The 19,534-nt window shown below is 45.3% G+C and carries 18 protein-coding genes; 7 read left to right on the top strand and 11 right to left on the bottom strand.

Annotated features, from left to right (window positions below; translation table 11 throughout):
* Positions 1 to 7 precede the first annotated feature (7 nt).
* The 6 genes from G3570_RS01415 to G3570_RS01390 all read right to left on the bottom strand — a co-directional run bounded on the left by G3570_RS01415 (position 8) and on the right by G3570_RS01390 (position 7,766).
* Positions 8 to 1,150, bottom strand: coding sequence for a BamA/TamA family outer membrane protein (locus G3570_RS01415; protein WP_165138438.1), 1,143 nt, complete (start codon positions 1,148 to 1,150; stop codon positions 8 to 10).
* Between the two features lie 63 nt (positions 1,151 to 1,213).
* Positions 1,214 to 2,611 (bottom strand): PP2C family protein-serine/threonine phosphatase, encoded by a 1,398-nt coding sequence (locus G3570_RS01410; protein ID WP_165138436.1) that lies wholly within the window; start codon positions 2,609 to 2,611, stop codon positions 1,214 to 1,216.
* 55 nt (positions 2,612 to 2,666) lie between these two features.
* Positions 2,667 to 3,548, bottom strand: a complete 882-nt coding sequence (locus G3570_RS01405) for a hypothetical protein (RefSeq protein ID WP_165138434.1) — start codon at positions 3,546 to 3,548, stop codon at positions 2,667 to 2,669.
* Positions 3,549 to 3,577: 29 nt separating this feature from the next.
* Complete coding sequence (locus G3570_RS01400) at positions 3,578 to 4,786, bottom strand: PD40 domain-containing protein (protein WP_165138432.1); 1,209 nt, start codon at positions 4,784 to 4,786, stop codon at positions 3,578 to 3,580.
* A gap of 203 nt (positions 4,787 to 4,989) precedes the next feature.
* Positions 4,990 to 7,056, bottom strand: a complete 2,067-nt coding sequence (locus G3570_RS01395) for an LVIVD repeat-containing protein (RefSeq protein WP_249066564.1) — start codon at positions 7,054 to 7,056, stop codon at positions 4,990 to 4,992.
* A gap of 59 nt (positions 7,057 to 7,115) precedes the next feature.
* Positions 7,116 to 7,766, bottom strand: a complete 651-nt coding sequence (locus G3570_RS01390; protein WP_165138430.1) for a DUF305 domain-containing protein — start codon at positions 7,764 to 7,766, stop codon at positions 7,116 to 7,118.
* Between the two features lie 561 nt (positions 7,767 to 8,327).
* Here G3570_RS01390 and G3570_RS01385 point away from each other — a divergent pair.
* The gene (locus tag G3570_RS01385) at positions 8,328 to 9,680 is read left to right on the top strand and encodes a M28 family metallopeptidase (protein ID WP_165138428.1); all 1,353 of its coding nucleotides are present in this window, start codon (positions 8,328 to 8,330) and stop codon (positions 9,678 to 9,680) included.
* Here G3570_RS01385 and G3570_RS01380 read toward each other — a convergent pair.
* Entirely contained in the window at positions 9,677 to 10,300 is a 624-nt protein-coding gene (locus G3570_RS01380; protein ID WP_165138426.1) for a CPBP family intramembrane glutamic endopeptidase, read from the bottom strand. The two genes, G3570_RS01385 and G3570_RS01380, sit on opposite strands and share 4 nt — an antisense overlap.
* A 153-nt stretch (positions 10,301 to 10,453) precedes the next feature.
* On the opposite strand from G3570_RS01380, the gene G3570_RS01375 reads away from it, so the two are divergent.
* The 3 genes from G3570_RS01375 to G3570_RS01365 all read left to right on the top strand — a co-directional run bounded on the left by G3570_RS01375 (position 10,454) and on the right by G3570_RS01365 (position 12,145).
* Positions 10,454 to 11,323, top strand: coding sequence for a M28 family peptidase (locus G3570_RS01375; RefSeq protein WP_165138424.1), 870 nt, complete (start codon positions 10,454 to 10,456; stop codon positions 11,321 to 11,323).
* A 200-nt stretch (positions 11,324 to 11,523) separates the two neighbouring features.
* Positions 11,524 to 11,709: a hypothetical protein gene (locus G3570_RS01370; protein ID WP_165138422.1), complete on the top strand. Its 186-nt coding sequence runs from the start codon at positions 11,524 to 11,526 to the stop codon at positions 11,707 to 11,709.
* A gap of 124 nt (positions 11,710 to 11,833) precedes the next feature.
* The gene (locus tag G3570_RS01365; RefSeq protein ID WP_165138420.1) at positions 11,834 to 12,145 is read left to right on the top strand and encodes a hypothetical protein; all 312 of its coding nucleotides are present in this window, start codon (positions 11,834 to 11,836) and stop codon (positions 12,143 to 12,145) included.
* A gap of 46 nt (positions 12,146 to 12,191) precedes the next feature.
* On the opposite strand, the gene G3570_RS01360 is transcribed toward G3570_RS01365, so the two are convergent.
* Complete coding sequence (locus tag G3570_RS01360) at positions 12,192 to 13,391, bottom strand: threonine synthase (protein WP_165138418.1); 1,200 nt, start codon at positions 13,389 to 13,391, stop codon at positions 12,192 to 12,194.
* 234 nt (positions 13,392 to 13,625) lie between these two features.
* Between G3570_RS01360 and G3570_RS01355 the strand changes: the two genes are divergently transcribed.
* Positions 13,626 to 14,135: a hypothetical protein gene (locus G3570_RS01355; protein ID WP_165138416.1), complete on the top strand. Its 510-nt coding sequence runs from the start codon at positions 13,626 to 13,628 to the stop codon at positions 14,133 to 14,135.
* A gap of 6 nt (positions 14,136 to 14,141) precedes the next feature.
* On the opposite strand, the gene G3570_RS01350 is transcribed toward G3570_RS01355, so the two are convergent.
* Genes G3570_RS01350 through G3570_RS01340 form a run of 3 tightly spaced genes read right to left on the bottom strand, consistent with a single transcriptional unit; the run spans position 14,142 to position 16,974 of the window.
* Positions 14,142 to 14,423 carry a GlsB/YeaQ/YmgE family stress response membrane protein gene (locus G3570_RS01350; protein ID WP_165138414.1) on the bottom strand — a complete coding sequence of 94 codons (282 nt, stop codon included), beginning with the start codon at positions 14,421 to 14,423 and terminating at the stop codon, positions 14,142 to 14,144.
* 8 nt (positions 14,424 to 14,431) lie between these two features.
* Positions 14,432 to 15,478 carry an ABC transporter ATP-binding protein gene (locus G3570_RS01345; protein ID WP_165138412.1) on the bottom strand — a complete coding sequence of 349 codons (1,047 nt, stop codon included), beginning with the start codon at positions 15,476 to 15,478 and terminating at the stop codon, positions 14,432 to 14,434.
* Positions 15,475 to 16,974: an ABC transporter permease gene (locus tag G3570_RS01340; protein WP_346267196.1), complete on the bottom strand. Its 1,500-nt coding sequence runs from the start codon at positions 16,972 to 16,974 to the stop codon at positions 15,475 to 15,477. The genes G3570_RS01345 and G3570_RS01340 overlap by 4 nt, the downstream gene beginning before the upstream one ends.
* Positions 16,975 to 17,276: 302 nt before the next feature.
* Between G3570_RS01340 and G3570_RS01335 the strand changes: the two genes are divergently transcribed.
* Together G3570_RS01335 and G3570_RS01330 are read left to right on the top strand one after the other, a co-directional pair.
* Positions 17,277 to 17,768: an SPOR domain-containing protein gene (locus tag G3570_RS01335; protein ID WP_165138410.1), complete on the top strand. Its 492-nt coding sequence runs from the start codon at positions 17,277 to 17,279 to the stop codon at positions 17,766 to 17,768.
* A 104-nt stretch (positions 17,769 to 17,872) separates the two neighbouring features.
* Positions 17,873 to 18,796 (top strand): alpha/beta hydrolase, encoded by a 924-nt coding sequence (locus G3570_RS01330; protein ID WP_165138408.1) that lies wholly within the window; start codon positions 17,873 to 17,875, stop codon positions 18,794 to 18,796.
* Positions 18,797 to 19,534 lie beyond the last annotated feature (738 nt).

The raw sequence follows: 19,534 nt of genomic DNA, 5'->3' as shown, positions 1-19,534 counted from the left end.
ACGATTGCTAGAAAGCCTCTCCCAGGGTGAAATAAAACCCGGATATATTTCTCCCAAATGCCATATCCATCCTGATGTTGATCGGATCCTTTTTGTTTAAGTTAAATCGCAAACCTCCGCCACCGCTCCAAAGGGTTCGATCGAGGTTCATATCATCAAATGAGTGCCAGACCTGGCCGGCTGCAGCAAATAGCGTAAATCCGAACCGGCCTATAACATGCTGTCTGAACTCTGTTTGAAACTGCGCTGCATGGTTATCTCTATATCTTCCTGCATAGTAACCTCTCATGATTGACTCTCCTCCCAATGCTGCCATATCCATAAAGGGCGGGCTGCCTGTTCGAGACTGCATCACACCATGAAAACCCAACACCGAGCGTCCGTTGCCTGACACGTCGATGTATCTTCTTCCGTCGGCCAGATACGAAGTGTATGTAGCTCCCGAACTAATAAATGAAGGATTATGCAATAGGGAGATCTGGTACAAGCCTCCAGAAGTTGGTGTGGTGCTCCTGTTTCTATCATCCAGGCGCAGCATTACACCCATGCCAAGGCCTCGATACCCTTCAGCTCCTGTAACTGAAGGATTTGCTATGATGTCCCCTTCCATATCCTCAAAGCGTATGTCATAGGTACTGGTCCAGCGGAATTGAGGTCCCATAAAAAGATGGTTGTAAACTTTCTTAAGCACCCCTTGCTGCAGAAATAGTTGCCTTGAAATTACTTTCATTTCATCCTCTTCAAGGGTATTGCGACCTATTCCCCAGAAGCTATCCGGGAAAAACGTAAAGCTATACATTCCTTCAACCAGCCAGCTTTCACCCGGCAGGTAAACCGAAGGTTGCAATCCTATTGAGACCTGATTTTTAAGCGTATAAATTGCCGAAAACATGAGCATGGATGAACGGGTATCATCCTGACTTTCACCCGGCTTAAACTGACGAATAGCTACGCCGCCGAATAACAGACTGGTCTCCGGACTTGAGCTGATAGCAGGGAGTACAATATTCGCATTGCTATAATCCGTACTGTCGCTTACACTCTGCTGACTGTGACTCCTGAACGGCAAGCATAGAAAAAGTCCTGCAATCAGTACACATAAACCCGATACATTTGCTCTTGAAACCCGGTATGAAACACTGTTTTTCATCTTTAGAAGTGATCCCTTTACTCTTTTACTTTAACTATAAAGCTTATACGACATAGGAATAAATTAGTTAGATGCCGGCATTAATTTTTTTATGACAATGAGTGAAATATCATCATGTAACTGTTCGTCACCTTTAAAATTCAGAATCTCTCTTTCTACGGCTGCAAGTATTGATGCTGCACTTAGACCGGCATATTGTTTTAGCAAGTGTAGAGGGCTTTCATAGCCGTACATCTCTCTTTGCTCATTAAATAATTCAGGCAGCCCGTCGCTCATGAAAAAAAGAACATCTCCCGGTAGTAGCTCAACGGATGTTAAGTGATACCGATATTCTGCAGGTGATCCCAATGGCATACCGTTCAAACTGATTTTCTCAATCACTTTTTCAGATGCCCGCCAAAGCAATGCCGGAGGCATGCCGGCTCCCACCACATCCAGCTTGTTGACACTCAAACGCCCTACAGCTAGTGACATATAGAGCTTCTTCAACCCTGTTTTTGCAATGATTTTTGAAGCTTGGGAAACAAATGAAGTAAGACTCTTTGTATTTGCCATACTCACAAATAGCACCTTTATCGCTGTTACCATTACTCCCGCTTTGGCCCCATGACCGGTAGCATCCCCTATAGAAAATGTGAGAGATCCTGATTTATTCAGAAAGAAATCATAAAAATCACCGCCTACCTCTGTTGTCGTTTTTAATGAAGCTGCTATTTCGAATCCCGGGAAGCAGGGAGGAGTACTTGGCAATAAAGAACGCTGGATCTCCCGAAGGTTATTGAGTTCATTCGCCTTAAAATCATACTGTACCTTAACCTGCTTCCTACGCTCTTCCAGATCTCTGCTTTGTACAAAAACAAGACGGGCGTAATATTCCAGAGAATAGCTGGCAAACATACCGCAAAGCTGGGTACTGATAAGAAAGAAAGTGCTGTTCAGCAGCAGGCCCTGAGGAGTAGTACTAAAATCAAGCGCAAGGAAATACATCAAAATCAAAAACCATCCGACCAGGGTGGCATAGATGAATCTCATACGCAGCAGTACATGTATATAGAAGAAGATGATCATAACCCCGACATAGTACTCATCGTAACCGCTGCTGTTTTGCACCAGCATGATCATTATCACGACTCCAATACCTGCTGTTATCGGTACAAGACTCACAAAAAACTGAAAATATCTTTTAAAAAAGTCCTGAAAACTGAGAACCGTTATTGCCACAATCACCATGAAAACAACCGTTCGGATGATTAACAGGTCAACAATCCCGACGCTCTCAGGTAACTGCTCAATCATCAAATCCAGAATAAAAAACAAGAGATACTGCAAAGCTCCTACCATCATGGCTATTCGAACAATAGGCAGGGAACGGTTTGTGTAATCGATCCTAAAACGCTTTTCGGTTCCGGGAGAGGAAAATTCCAGGGTAAAAGGATTTATACCCTCAGGCAATAATCGCATCAGTCTGTAATAGCTATCAGATACAGAGATTGATCTCACGGCAGGTTGCCTCTTTTCACTGGTATCTTGAGCGCTGGGTCAATTGTTCCAGCAGATTGATAGCAGCCACTTTCCATGCCGGGGGATGTCCGGGTAAATCTTCCCTGACTTGCTCCGTGAAAAGAGTACGTATGCTTTTATCATCAATTGTGGATCCTGCATTTAATACCTGGAGCCAAAACGGTGAATCTTCGTGCAGGAAACCTTCTGCACCCGCTCTCACCACCTCTCCATCTCTGTCGAGCAGTATACCTGTCAGCTGAAGAACTTCCACCGGTTTATCGACTGCAGATAGAAACCTAATTTCGTGTTCGTAGTCGGTTCCTAAAACAACCTTTTTCTTGAATACTCCTTTGTTGGTTTTGGGGTATTCCGTAAGACCGACCCATAGCAGCAAGGCATAATCAGACCCGTTATCAGCCATCAACTGCCTCATAGAATTCCTCCATTGCTTCGAAGGTTTTTCCAGGTACAGAGCCATCGGCGGATAGATATCCTCTTCATTTCTCATCATCATCGTTGCGGGAGGAGCCGTTTCCGCTTCGGAACTCCCCACAAAAAGATAGGGAGCGCCTTTGTGAGCAACACTTGCCCCGGAAGCTGTTGTCCATTCCAGGCGATCCAAAAAAATATTCAGACTGTCCCGCAACGGCTCAAAGATCTCCTCTCGTCCCTCATAGAAAAATTCGGTTCTCATCTTCTCATCCAACATCACCGGGAAATGAAGTACGCGGGATTCCTCACCGGGTAGCTTTTTCTTAAATGTTTTATAGAAGTGATCCTTTTTTAATTGATAAGCATTTTGGGCATGCACCGATCCGCCGGCAAGCATGAGCGCTGAAAAAATCAGGCACGATAACAATTGTATTTTCAGATTCGGTTTCAAATAATTTTTCATCGGTGTAAACCATGCAAGATATAGTTGGGTTATTTGACACGTAGAAAGGCCGGATTTTGACCTCCATTCCACCCTTCTTTGGTAATGCGTCTCATCTCGGTTCCATCCGGACGCATAAGATAAATTTCAGGCCGGTCTTGCAATTCGGCACGCCACACAAAGGCAATCCATCGGCCATCGGGGCTCCACACAGGCATAAATTCATAACCCTGAATCTCTAGTCTTTCGAAGACTTCTGTTTCTGTGTGATAGAGCGTAAAATCAAAACCTCCCGCATAGTTGGTTCTATAGATGATTATTTTACCGTCTGGTGACCAGGCAGCTTCGGTATCATACATTTCCGTAAAACGTAGTTGCCGTTTATCGCTTCCATCCGGCTTTATGAGATAAATATTCATGCGACCGCTTTCGTTGCTACTGTACACTATTTGTGACCCGTCCGGTGACCAGGCCGGTTGCCGATCTTCAATATATACATCCGGAAAATCCGTCAGGTTTGTAACGGACTGATCCTCAAACCGGTAGATCATGATATCACCTCCCCTGCTAAGTTCTCTGCGGAATACAAGTTGTGTATGATCGGGACTCCAGCTTGCCATATCATCGATTTCCGGTGAAAAAGTGAGCCGGGTACCGGTCTCCTCCTGAAAATTATAGAGGTACAGATCCACATTATACGTCTCACTGTCAAATACTGAATAAACCATACGGGTGCCGTCACTAGACATGGCCGGTTCGTAGGAAAAGGGTTCCAGACCCAGCAGCTGAACCGGGACGGCAGATTCGTCATTCAAGGCTAAGCGGTAAATAGAAGGCTGATTGCTCTCACCTGATACACTTTCAAATAGCAAATCGTAGCGGTAGACTTCGATAGTAATACTTGAGGATAGGTTTTGATAGGTAGCTGTAACCTTAGCCTCACCGCTGTTTAGAGCTCGTAATATTCCTTGAGAAGTGACTTCTAGGATCTCGGGTTTATCGGTGTACCAACCGATGGTGCGGCCGGTTACACTGTCTCCTGACTCTGTATAGAGTCTGGCTCGCACTTGTAGTGTATCTTCAATCCAGAGCTCCGTTTTTCCGGTTAGGATTTCTACACGAACGACATCACTACCTTGAGGATCAGGGTTAGAAACGTTGTCTTTGCACCCCGTGAAAAGTAGTATACCCGCAGCTAAAATTATAAACAGATAAACTTTTCTTAATGGCCCGAACTTATGGCCGGATTTTGTTTTCATCTATCCGACATTAGAACCTGCAAGTCATCGGACTTGCCCACGCTTCCGCAACACGGAACAGTAAATATTATCACTATTTTAAATCTGCAACAATAGGGACTAAAAATTTAATATTAGGGCAGTTATAAAAAAATCCGCGAAGTTGTGAGAACTTCGCGGATTTGAATGACTGAATAATATATTATCCTAATAAAAGATGGCTTTTAATCAGAAGCCAGACTTCGTACGGTATCGGCCAGCTTGCCGATTTTTTCCGAATGATCGGAGCTCGAAGCTTCATCTTCCATATCTTCAGCCAGCGTGTTGAGCAGCGTACTGCGTTGCGTGCCGGAAGCCTGCTCCGCCCGTGCAAGGACCATGCGGGTCGAAGAGATGCGCTCTTCGGAAAGTCCCTGGCCTCTCTCTAACTGGTCAACATACGCTCGGGCAAGTGCAAAGGTAGCAGGCCATTCGAACTTAGGCTGCCCCTGCGGGTTAAGCTGATCGAAGGTTACCGTATTGGCTGCTTCAATCTCATTTTCAGTAAGGTATGGGCTTGGCTTCAGCTTGAAGATGTCTAAGCCACGAGCTATTTCTGAGTTTACAATAGCTCCGTTATACCAGTAAACCGACCAGCTTCCTCCCATTCGCATGCGGGTGGAATCAACCGGCCCGCGATCATGAAAAGCAATTTCAACGGGGTTCTCGGGATTAGTCCAGTCAAAGATGGAGATACCTCCCTGGTACCACGATTGCACCATTACATCACGATCGGGAATTGGGATAAGTGATCCGTTATGGGCGACACAATTTTCCTGGGCGGTTTGCGGCGCAGGCATCTTGTAATAACTCTGGAAGTTCATCTCATTGTTCTCACTGATGGTGAAGATGGCATTCGCTCCCCATTCCATCGGGTCATCTTCCCTGCACTTCGGCTGGCCGCCGCCGCCCCATTCATCAGTAAACAGCACCTTATCGCCTTCGTTGTTAAAGGTAGCTGAGTGCCAGTAGGCAAAATTTGAATCGGCCACAGCATCCACACGCTTTGGATTAGCTGGATCTTCGATATCCAACAACAGTCCGTATCCTTCACAGGCACCGCCTGCCAACCCTATCGCAGGATAGAGTGTGATATCATGACATTGATTGGGACCTCTGTTCTCTTCCGGCTCATCATCATCGTCGCCTCCGAATCGCTCGGCAAGCATTTGTGGCAACTCCTTACGCAGCTTGGCGCTGTCGGCTGCCGTAGGTTCACCGGTTCCCCCTCGTTCTTCCACCATCTGCTGTAGCATCGGCTTGATAAAACGGTCAGAAATAACTCGCTTACGTCCCCAGAATTCGGCGATGAAAGCACCTTCCTCTTCCGCCTTCTTCAGTTTGGCGATATCAGCAGGTGACATGCCATGGCGCGGAGCCTCCGTGAGGTTTTCAAAAATTCGAGGTGAATTTACAATTTCCGCCTGTTCCGGATTGGCCAGAGGTACTTTTATGACTTCAATTCGGAATAGTGCTGAATTCGGGTCTTCATCCGGCATGGCACTGCTGCATCCGGGAAGCTCTTCTTCGGGTCGTACCGGAGCGGAACCGGAAACATAAACGTATACATTCTCATCATCCTCGGGATCATCCAGAACCGAGTGTGTGTGTGAACCCCGGCAGGTTTGAACGTTTGATACATATTTGGGTTCCTTTATGTCACTGATATCAAATATGCGAATTCCTCGTAATCGTTCATCGCTGACGGTTTTATCAACCCCTTGGGTACCGCAATCCAGGCGTCCGCCCAGACCCTCACCGGAAACAAAAAGCAGGTCTCCGTATACCGACACATCACTCTGTGAAGCCGGACATAGAAAATCTACCACCAGTTCAGGGGAAGCAGGATTGGAAATATCCCAAACCATAAATCCGTTGTAGTTACCCTGAATGGCATAGTTATCTTTAAAAGCAAGATCGGAGTTCGTAACCCCGATAAAATCCTCGGGCGGGGGTGTTTGAGAAACCATTTCAAGATTCCAAATCGCATCTTCGGCATCGAACACACCTGCTTTTAATCCAACACGTGGATCTGGGCTCGGGGGCTCGGCTTCGGTAATGGGTTTAATATTGCTTGGAGGAGTTACCGTAACACCCGTCTCAGTACTGTTGGAAGCTGATTCTTCCATAGTTCCGGAGGGTGCGCAGGCATAGGAGCCAAATACAAAAACAGTTAATAACAACCAGAGATAGCGCATACCCATACCGCGATAGCCGGATCCGGGCTTCTTACTTTTGTAATCGTAGTTCATAGTTATGTTATGATTTTATAGGTAGTATTTAATTATCTGAATACAGATAGAGAAGAAATTTAATCGGATAGCTGATTCAACATCATACGCATGCGTTCTATCTCCGTTCTTTGATCCACCTGGATATCGGAAGCAAGGCGAAAGGCCTGCTCATCCTGTGCGGCACCATCGGTACCGAAAAGTTTGGTGACCATCTGAACCGCTCCGGAGTGATGTTCAATCATATATTTTAAAAAAAGGCGGTCAAATTCTTTTCCTTTGGCTTCACCCAATTCACGCAGCTGCTCATCTGAAAGTACGCCGTTCATTTTTTTGTACATGGTATACGGCTCGCCGGAAATCTCAACCATAAGATTCAAACCTTCAATCTCAAATTGAGGTACGGGTTGGTTTCTATCCTTAAGCCACTGCTGCATGGTGGCAATCTCATCTTTTTGTGCATTGATAATACGCGATGCAAGGCGCTGCACGCTGGCACTGGCACCATTTTCCGGGGCCAGGCGCGACATCACCAGAGCTTGTGCGTGATGGGCAATCATTCCAATCATGAATTTCACGTCGGCCTGGGTAAACGACATTTTTGCGCTGTCAAGGCGAGCAAAGTACAATTCCTCCAGCTCTGATTTGTCTGTTGTTGAAGCGGGAGCAGTGGATTCCGTATCCGATGAAGAATTTGAAGTTGTAGTCTCGGTGCCCTTACATCCGGTCATCAGCAAAAAGAGAAATGTAACTGAAACGACAAGAAGAGTAATAATCGATGAGTCTTTAATACTTGAGTGCAACACGTTGTAGAAAAGCCGGTATTTAATGTACTAATTAGTTTCCGATAGAACGTGATTATAAATTCAATATTACAAAATTACCAGTTTCATTTGTTAAAAGACGTATAGCAGGGATGGGACACCGGGTTTGAAACGTCAAACGCGAAAGCAGGAGCAGAAATTGAGACTTAATATCTTTTTGCTGTTGGGTCAGTGACTTCCTGTTATCAGTAACCTAACATTTACTACGATTCTTCCCTCCGCAGCAGAACAGCGGAGGGAGTTTAAAACCTTATCATTGCCCAGCGCCGAACAAACCTTCCTCACTCATCCATCGCTCCAAGGTGGATGCAAAACCCGACGTTCCGCGTCACGAACCCACCTGATTTTATTCGTAATAAATTGTCAAATCGATTCACATAGCAGAACGCTTTGGTTAGTTTATATGCTTTGAATTCTACCTCTTTAGGGCAAAAATCGATCAGTTTAACTTACATCATTCGAAATAACATGAATCGCTATTTCTCTCTTCTACTGATATTTCTAATTTCTTATTCAGCAAAAGCTCAGGATCTAAACATAGATCCTGAAATGTATAATATCATTGAAGCTGTCAGTGCCGACCGGATTGAATCCGATATTCGAACACTGGCAGGTTTCGGCACCCGACACACCATGTCGGATACCGTTTCCAATACCCGCGGCATCGGAGCCGCCCGTCGCTGGATTAAAAGTGAATTTGAAAAGATCAGTCAGGCCTGCGGCGGATGCCTGGAAGTCAGGGAACAACGCACACTGGTAGAAGGTGATCCCGACAGCCGAATCTACGAAGATACCTGGGTAGTAAATGTCTACGCCGTTCTAAAAGGGAAAACAAATCCCAACCATTATATCATTATGAGCGGGGACATCGACAGCCGGGCTTCCGATGTCAGGAACAATACCATAGATGCTCCCGGAGCCAATGATAATGCATCGGGTATGGCAGGCACCATCGAAGCAGCACGTGTGCTATCCAATTATGAATTTGAAAACAGCATCATCTTCGCAGGCCTCTCCGGAGAAGAACAGGGGCTCTACGGGGGACGCTTTATGGCCGAAAAAGCAACCGAAGAAGGATGGAATATTATCGGTGTCCTAAATAATGATATGATAGGAAATATTGAAGGTGTTGACGGGGTAATTGACAACAGGGAATTCAGAATTTTTTCGGAGCCCTACTCCGCTCAAGCCAGTCAGCGCCGGCTGCAGATGAAACGTTTTTACGGTGGCGAAAATGACGGTATCTCCCGTCAGCTGGCCCGCTATGTCTATGAAACCACCCGCACCTACCTGCCTGAAATGGATCCCATGCTCATTTACCGGCTTGACCGGTTTGGAAGAGGTGGGCACCATAGACCCTTTAACGAAGCAGGTTTTGCTGGGATTCGCATTATGGAGGCTCATGAAAACTACACGCGACAGCATCAGGATATCAGGGTGGAAAACGGCATAGAATATGGCGATGTCATCGAAGGTGTTGATTTCGACTATGCCCGGAAAATGACTGCCGTAAATGCAGTGGCACTGGCTTCCATAGCCAAAGCACCCCCTAAGCCCGGAAACGTTGAGATAGGTGGAGCTGTGCAACCTTCTACCACCCTGCGCTGGGACAAGCCTGAAGACAATTCCATCAAGGGTTATAAAGTATACTGGAGACCCACTTCAGCAGCATTGTGGGAAAACGCAAAATTTGTGGGTGATGTCAGCGAATTTACCCTGGAAGGCATCGTCATTGACAACTACCTCTTTGGTGTTTCATCGGTAGGTGAGAACGGGCACGAAAGTGTCATTGCCTACCCGAGAGGATTGATCCGGGATTAAGAAGAGCTTTCAGCGAATTCACTGCCGTCCATCCACTTCAACATAATTACGTCATATACGGCATGGGCTGTCATGGCAGCTATCAGCCCGGCCTCCCTATAGAGGTAACCCAGCATGACACTCAGGGCAAACATCATTACTCCGAACAGAATATGTCCGGCTGATTTGAATTTGAAGTAACCGTGCAGTCCCACAAATACCAGTGAAGTAATCCATATGCCAAGAAGAGGCTGTATGGCACCTCGAAACAACAACTCTTCCCCTGCACCTGCAAAGAAAGAAAGCTGCAGACGATCAAAATTATTAAAACGAATATTGGAGATCGCTTTTACGATGTAGAAATCGTTCAATACCCCGGCTACAGGTTCCCGAACAATTACAAATCCCACACCTGCCGCAGCAAGGCCACCTGCAATAACTCCGGTCAAAACCTGCATATTTATGGACATTCCATGGTCAAAAGCTTTGGTGACGCTCTCTTCATAAATAAAGTAGTATATCAAAATCGCCAATAGCAGGTATAACGAGGCAGAGATTACCGAAAGCAGGAGCAACCGGGTACCCGATAGTTCTGACTGCAAGATCTCTTTTTCATCTTTTTTTTCTAACTCATGTTCCATGCCTGTAAACAAATGACTCCAAAAATGTTAAGCGTTTGCAGTATAGTAAAAAAGCACCTAACCTGAAGTAAGCTTTAGACGGATCTTGCTTTATTCAGGCCTGAGGGGTTTCAGTGAGTATGTCCGAATAATCATAAATCAAGAATTATAGTTATGAAGGCCGATGCCCGTCGTCTCAAAGAGTTGGTCTCTGTCCTGTCCCGGGATATGGTACCCAGAGATGCGGGAAACCCTGAGAATCTCGAAAAGGTTGCCTCATTTATTGGAAATGAGTTTCAAAAATATTCCTCGAGCGTTGAGTATCAACCGTATGAGGCCGATTATTTTTCCGTCCGCAATGTACGTGCATTCTTTGGACCTGATACCAAAGAGCGTATCATAATCGGAGCTCACTATGATGTGGCCGGGCCATACCCCGGAGCCGATGATAATGCAAGCGGGGTGGCAGGCCTCCTTGAGCTCTCCCGGTTATTGCCGGAGAATGAACTCTCAATGAAAGTCGAGCTGGTTTCCTATCCGTTAGAAGAACCACCCTATTTTTATACCGACCATATGGGGAGTTATGTTCATGCTCATTCTCTGAAACAACAAAATATTAAAGTAAGGGCCATGCTGGCTCTCGAAATGATCGGATTCTTCAGTGATGAACCCGACAGCCAGCAATATCCGCTGTTCTTACTGCGCCCCTTTTATCCATCCAAAGGCAATTTCATTGCAGTAGTTGGAAAACTGTTTCAGCGTAAAATCGTACGGGTGGTACAGACCTCCATGCAGCATGCCACCCCCTTGCCTGTCGAATCTCTTAATGCACCTAGCTTGTTGCCGGGTGTCACACTATCCGATCACATCAACTACTGGCGGAACGGTTTCCCCGCTGCCATGATTACCGACACCGCCTTCTACCGAAATCCCAACTATCATACTCCCCTGGATACTGCCGATACTCTTGACTATGATCGCATGGCACAGGTGATCGATGGTGTCAGGGCTGCGATACCTGAACTGGCTGCAACCCAGCTTTAGCCTGTCTCAAATATCTAAGTCACCTTTCAGCAAATAATAAACACGTGGTCAAAAGCTTCCGGATTCCATGACTCCCCCTTCATAGCTCTCAAGCAGCCTGTTATAATTAAGATCTTCTCATAATCGCCGTTTTGAGGTAACTGCACTGGATTTTCGTCGTCACACCACTGATCTTTAAATAAATCAAACACCTATTCGCTATGAATACATTTAAGGAGTGTCTGGCAGAAGATTATTCTGAAGCTGTAAGGAAATCATTCGACATTTTACTTGGAAAAGCACACAACGAGAAAGAAGTAAAAGTTACCTCTTCTCACAAAGCCTTTCCTACTTTCGTTGAAGGAGCTGACAGCAAAAGACTAATGGATACTTTCCGAAGCGTTTGAAAGCGTCAGGAAAGCAAAAAATAGGAAACAAACATTAAGCTTGGGTTAGAAGAGCAGTTAAAGCGATATAAAAAAGTTGGCATCGTTTTAAATACATACCCGGAAAAGACATGGGTTACACATCATGATTGATATCATACTGACAATTGTATTAGGTTCGCTGGCCGGTGTTGCGGCATTTCTTAGCTGCATGCTCATTTGGAAAGTGAATCCGGCAGACCGTTTTTCAAAGAGAGCGGCAATGGATTCCAACAGCGATGAATTACTTCCCGAAGAAACGGAACTAAATGAGGGTGCGATCATGCAGCTTTCTGTAAATATCATGGAACAGGAGCTCGCCCTCTCTGAAGAAGGCACCACTGTAAAGGGATCCTACGTTAATATTGAGCGAAACAAGGATGGTATTCAGACCTGCAATAAAATCTTTTTGAATTGATTTTACCGGTATTCTAAATTTCCATACCGGATGGCATCATAACTGATTATGCCTTGGCAGCATTGACTGTTTTCGTGTTTCGATTCAGTGCTTCCATATACTTGAAACCGCTTCCGGTATTAAATAACACTATTTTCTCGTCGTCTTTGATCCACTGTTTCTCCTTTAGCTTCATAAGGGCAGCAAGCGTTGCTCCCCCCTCCGGCGCCGGGAATATGCCGGTATGTGCTGCCATTACTTTCGAGTAGTCGATAAGCTCTTCATCACTAACGGCAACTGCTGTCCCCTCGCTTTCATAGAGCGCTTCCAAAATCAAAAAGTCACCGATAGCACTGGGCACGCGCAACCCCGAAACCACCGTACTCGCATTCTGCCACGGCTCGGCCGTTTTCATATTGTTGTTAAATGCTTTCACAATGGGGGCACAACCTTCGGTTTGTACCGAAACCATTCGGGGACGCTTGCTTCCTATCCAACCCAATTTTTCCATCTCATCAAAGGCTTTCCACATCCCGATGAGGCCGGTACCACCTCCGGTCGGATAAATAACAACATCCGGAAGCTCCCATTCGAACTGCTCGGCTAACTCAAAGCCCATCGTTTTTTTACCTTCCAGCCTATAGGGCTCTTTTAAAGTCGAAATCTCGTACCAGCCCTCCTTCTCTTTTCGCTTCTGGATGATTTGTCCGCAATCTGTGATCAGTCCATCGATCAATTCCATCTCCGCGCCATAATATTCACACTCGAGTTTGAAAGCGAGCGGCGTATCCTTTGGCATGAATACGTGAGCGGAAACTCCTGCATCGGCCGCATAGGCAGCGAGTGCACCCGCTGCGTTTCCTGCCGACGGCATAGCGAATTCGCGTGCTCCTCTTTCCAGCGCCGCACTGATGGCAGCAGAAATTCCCCTCGCTTTAAATGAACCGGTAGGGTTTAAGGATTCATCCTTTATAAACAAGTTGCTTATTCCCAGCTTTCCTCCAAGCGTATCGACCTTTCTAAGTGGAGTAAATCCTTCACCCAGTGAGATGCAATATTTCATATCATTTACGGGCAGAAGTTCACGATACCTCCACATGATCGGATTCCGCTCTTTAAAAACAGACTTATCAACGGAATTTTTGATTGACTCAAGGTCATAACGGGCAAAAAGCGGATAACCGGCCTCGGATACATTATGAAGTGTACCGGCATCATAGGTCTCTCCCGTTTTTGAACATTCCAGATGTGTTAAAAAGCGACTCATTCGTAGCGGTATTATGTCATTGAAAAAATAGTTGCTTACGATAGTATATCTTGACTTCTAATATCTTACTAAATAAAAACTCATTAATCGTTTTATTACCTTTTACTTAACAGTTTTTTACAAAGAACTGGGCTAGATTCCAGCAATTTATTTCAGCGGAGATTCGGTTCCTATTTTTCCTAATAGTTTATATATTTAGATTCTTTCTAAATAACGAATCAATTCGCTATACTTATGCCGCATAGATTTTTAGTGCCGACTCTTCTAAGTATCATCCTTTCCTCATTTGTTTTTATCTCTCAATGCTCACCCCCGGAACAGCAGTCCCAACAACAAGAACAGCAGAGTTCAGTTCAGCAGACTCCTACGCCGGAATTGGCGGAATACATGAGTACGATGTCCTACTATACCCATAAATTTGCCCTCGCTGTCGATGCTCAAAACCAGGAGCTGGCTCAGTTTTACTTCCATGAAATCAGAGCTATTGCAGATGAAATCAAAAAAGATATACCCGGATATGAGGGATATGATATTGCACGCTTAATGGAATTATTCCTTGATCCGACCATCCAACCTGTAGAAGATGCATTGGCCGACAGAAACTGGGAAACCACCCGAAAGGTGGCTATAGATTTTATAGGATCCTGCAACACCTGCCATAATGCATCCGGACACGGATTCGTAAATGTCACACCCGGATTTGATAATAATCCGTATAATCAGGATTTCAGCGTTGAGGAGTAGTTAAGGTCAAACAGGCTTCCTGCCCCGCGTCACAAGTCCTATGACCATAGTGAAGAGGGCGGACCCGATAATGGCCCAAATTATTGGGAAGGTTTCCCCGTCGATGGTAACCGGGAGAAGGTAAGTCAGGCCCAATTCAGCAGCCAGCCACTTGCCGATAAATGCCCCGACGAACCCGAGGACTATAGAGATCAGACACCCTCCCATGGAGTAGCCGGAAATGCTTTGGCCTATGCCTCCACAAATGGCAGCAATGATCAGTAATATCAGTAATCCGGATAAACTCATAATAATCCCTACTCTTTTTCTTCAAGAATAACCGCAGATTCAAGGGGCTTGATAACTACGGGATCTTCCTGTTCAAACAACACACGATTATCTGTGTGAACAAGATACTTCTCTCCATTCAGTAGAACGTGATAAGTAATATCGTGTCCTTTGAACTCACGACCAATGATAGTACCAATCTGTTCTTCTTGTTCCGAACCGGGTGTTTTAAGGGTGAGATGTTCAGGACGGATGGAACAAAGTATGCGGCCGTCGGCATCGGCATTGATACGCATGGGACCAAGCTTGGTAGTGATTTCCGAACTGCCGGTAGCATCCGCATGAAAGAGATTGGTTCTGCCCAGAAACTGGGCGACAAATTTGGTCTTGGGCTTGTAATAAACTTCCTCAGGAGTCCCAATCTGTTCTATTTTCCCGTCATTCATTACAGCAATCCGGTCAGCGAAAGACAAAGCTTCTTCCTGATCGTGAGTAACCAGTAGAGCACTCATACCGGCCTTCTTTAAAATGCTGCGCACCTCTTTTCTTGTAGACTCGCGAAGAATGGCATCCAAATTTGAAAAGGGTTCGTCGAGCAGTACCAATTTCGGTTTTGGCGCTATGGCACGGGCAAGGGCTACTCGCTGCTGCTGCCCTCCCGATAGCTCACTGGGATTGCGATCTTTATAGTCACCCATACCGGTACGACAAAGCACCTCTTCGGCAAATACTTTTCGCTTGTATTTGGGTATATCAGTAAGACCAAATGCCACATTTTCAATAGCGGTCAAATGCGGGAACAAGGCGTAGTCCTGAAACACAAAACCGATCCCACGGTCTTGGGGGGCAGTATGCTTTGATGGTGATTCAAGCACTTCATCTTCCACCCTGACTTCGCCTTCATCGGCATGTTCAAAACCGGCAATAAGCCTAAGGCAGGTCGTCTTGCCGCAACCGCTTGGTCCGAGCAAAGCAAATATCTCATGTTCCCTAACGGTAAAGTCAAGATGGTCTACCACCGGTCCGTTCTCATCGAAGGACTTGGTTAGATTTTTTACCGTTAAGAGATCTTTCATGTTTTTTTCCATTCTTTAGTAAACAAGAATCCTACAAATAACGCTGAAAACAACAAAATAGTGAGTGCAAAAGGTGCTGCTTTGTCAAACATCGCCTCACCGGTATAAGACCATGCACTCAAAGCCAGTGTATTGAAGCCTATAGGCGAAAGTAAAAAAGTTATGGATAACTCTTTCATCGCGGATAAGAAAACCAAAGATGACGCCGCAATAATTCCACCTCTTAATAGAGGCAGTGTAACTTTAAAAAATGATTTGGTGGACGAGTAGCCCATGGATTGTGCGGCTTCTTCTAACTGTGGCGGTGCCTGATACAAAGCACTCCGCAGAGGACCAATAGCCTCGGCTAAAAAATGTAGAGAATATACAATGATAAGCAGTAACAGGGACTGGTAGAGGGCAGTTGAAACATAGAGTGAGAAAAACACGAAGGCCAGGGCAAAAGCCAGCGGAGGTGTAGCATAACCGAGATAGGCCACCCGTTCGATGGGATTACTAAGCTTGGTCTTATAACGAACACCTATATAAGCCAAAGGTAAGGCCAACAATGTTGTGAGTACCGCTGCCGGAGCCGATGCTTTAACGGAGTTACCGAAGGATTCCCACAAATCTCCCGCCACATTTACAAAGGCAGTCTGGTTTACCCAGAATGTAATAGAGGAAACCGGCAAGACGATGGCGACAATGAAAAGAACCGTCACGAAGATATAGGCTACAGGTTTCCAAGGCCCCAGCTCAAGGTATGTTTTAGCCCGTGCCGCTCCGCGTCCGAGACGGTGAAAAATCGCTTTTTTAAGCAGGCGGTATTCCAGCACAAGGGCCGCTGTCGTAAGACCCAGCAGCATAAGAGCCAACCAGGCTGCATAAATGCGGTCATAGGCCGAGATGTACTGCAGGTACAGCGCATAGCTGAAGGTTTCAAAACGCATCAGCGATACGGTTCCGAAATCTCCGAAAACGTGCAGGCTTACCAACAGCCCACCTGCCAGGTAGGCCGGACGAAGTTGCGGAAGCACTACCTTGGTAAAGGTCGATTTAGCATCGTGACCCAGTGAACGTGAAGCCTCTTCAATAGACTGGTCCATTCCCAGCAAGGCCGTCCTCAGATTTAGGTATAAGTAAGGGAAAGTGCACAGTGAAAGTACCAGCAGCGAGCCCCAGAATCCGCTAATGCGTGGTAAAGCGATACCGAACCATTCGTTCAGACTACCATTGAAACCTCCCAACCCCATAAAGGCATAAGCCATCACATAACCGGGAATAGCAAGCGGTAGTACACCAAGTATGGTTATGGCTCTTCTTCCCACTATTTTGCAGCGCACGGACAAGTACGCCATTGGGAGTGCGATCAAAGTGTCGACAACCAACACGGCAGCAGCTAGCAAAAGCGTATTACCCAACAGCCGCAGGTTCCGCTCTCTGAATACAACATTGGACAGCATATCCGGAGAAGCTCCGAATGCACGAATTACCAGGTAGATCAGCGGTAATAACACACCGATTGCAATAATCAGTGCAACTAATGATAAATACCAGGGTGGAGTTTTTTTATGACTTCCTGCTCCTAAGATAATTCAGTCCGAAAAGATAGGTTTGTGAAATTTAGATCAAATCTAAATAGAAAGCTGCATCTAAGCAACCCTTTTGTACGTTTTAAACTTTTAAGGAACAAAATTTAAATATATTATAAGGGTAGGTTATCAGGCAGTGATCAAGTTGGAATTATAATGCAAAGTTTACTTTTGTTACCATACCTGACAGGGTATCTGCAAGACTAACATAATCAGACCAATCCACCATGAGACAATTCATATTTTTTTCTATTACCGCAGTTACACTAATCAGTTTAATGAGTGCTTGCGGACCCAGCGAGGAAGAAATTCAGCAGCGGGAACAGGCAAGGCAGGACTCATTGGAACAGGTACGACAGCAGCGCATGGAGCAACAGCGTATGGATAGCATTGCCCAGGCTCGTGAAGACAGTATTGCTGCTGTCAAGAAGAAACAGGAGCGACGCCAGATATCATTTAACACTTCCGGTAATTTTTCCCTGCAGGTAGAAGCCTGGAGATCACAGGAAAAGGCACAGGCCCAGGTACAAAAGTGGAAAGACCGGGGATTTGAAAACGCATATGTAGTAAAATACGGGCAGGAAGAGACCGGTAATATTTGGTTCCGTGTTCGGCTAGGACTTACAGACACCCGGGAAAGAGCTGAACAGCTGGGACAAAATCTTGCCGAAGAATATAATACAGAATACTGGATCAGTCAGGTGGAAGGCGCAAACTGATCAGTCATGACTTTTTAGCCTAAGGCACCTTCAACTTTCACAGGAGGTGCCTTTTTATTATATCCACTGTATCGTCGTACACCATACAAGTAAACCGGATTTCAATGTCCTTTTCACCTGAAAACCTGCCGGATAATCCCCATCAACTGGAAGAGTGGATAAACGAACAGGAGAATAACGAACAGGCTCTCAAAGAACACGCTCGGGCAAAAATTGTATGGGCCGATCCCGCCAATAAGATTAAAACAGACTATGCATTGGTCTATCTGCACGGTTTTAAGGCAAGTCATGGCGAGGGCAATCCGGTACATAAACGAGTTGCCGAGACGCTGGATTTTAATCTCTACCTGAGCAGGCTCGATGGGCACGGGCTGAATGTTTCAAATCCTTTGAGTGAGTTAACAGCCGATGTACTAAAGAAATCTGCCCAAAAAGCATTGGAGGTTGGACGTAAAATCGGCAGGAAGGTGATTATCATGGGCACCTCAACAGGGGGCTCATTGGGGCTCTATCTGGCCGCGCAACCGGAACTTAGGGATGTCATTTCAGGTCTCGTGCTTTACTCACCCCTGGTACGATTCTATGGCAGCAGCCAATTGTTTCTCGGGCATCGCCTTCCCAGGACCTTGTTGCGAATTATTCCGGGTAAGAACTACCTGATTCAAGGAGAAGAAGGTAACTCACCCGAAGAAAATAAGATATGGTACTCAACTTATGCCCTTCAAGGAGCTCTGGCCCTCGGGAAATTTATTCAAGACGCAATGACCGAAGAGACCTTTTCCCGGGTCCGATGTCCGGCCTACACCGGATATTATTACAAAAACGAAGGTCAGCAGGATAAGGTGGTTTCCGTGGATGCAATAAAGGATATGCACAAGCAGCTGGGAGTTGATAGTACTTTTAAAGTCCTGAAAAATTATCCGGATTCGGGCGCACATGTCATCTGCTCGGGCCTATTATCAAGCAGTGCAAACAGGTTGGTTAAGGATACCTGCCATTTCATAAGAGAAAAAGTTATCGAATTATAGAAGCACCTTATCTTAATTGTCTCCAAGAGACTAAACATCCTCCGAGGTTAAATTTTAGATAAGAGATTTTCACAACCTTCACCCTCACTGCCGTTTGAGTTCAACTCTTGCCAGATCAATTAAGAACATTTTTTATTTATATCGGGAGTAGATACTATTCCAATAAATAGGTGATTAAACATGATTTGAAAGAAACATTAAACGCCACTAGTACTAAGGGACAGAATAAAAATTAAACCCGATCTTAATCAAAAGATCGGGTTCTTGTAATATCTCAATAATGAGAATATTGTTAGGGCTATTCTCATCTGGGATGTTCTGGCATTTACCGATAAAATTCTTAATTCCAAACATCTAAGTGATGGAAGGCATATTATTGGGTTAAACAGTTATATATATAGATGTGCTGTTACTTTAATTTTGGTTCAAATCTAATTCCGCATTATAAGTTGTCTAACAGTGCCTAACTGATATTAGCGGTAATGAGATGTTATCGAGGATTAGCTCTGATAGGTAGACCGCTTTACATCATTTAACGGTAAGATTCTAATAACATGATAATTAGAGTTGTTTAATGTTTCTGTAATTTTGTAAATTTAAGTGCGCTCAAGTAGCGTCTCTCTTGATGAATAGTCAGGGCCTCACACCTGATACGTGTGAGGTCCTATTTTTTTTGAATCATTCCTCTCTCATATTCGTAATCCTGTAATCAAAATCACGAAACACCCACAACGGCTT

It is taken from the genome of Halalkalibaculum roseum (genome assembly GCF_011059145.1).
GTDB classification, from domain to species: Bacteria; Bacteroidota; Rhodothermia; order Balneolales; family Balneolaceae; genus Halalkalibaculum; species Halalkalibaculum roseum.
The sequence above is the reverse complement of the archived record's forward strand: the minus strand, read 5'-3'. Positions and strand labels throughout refer to the sequence as shown.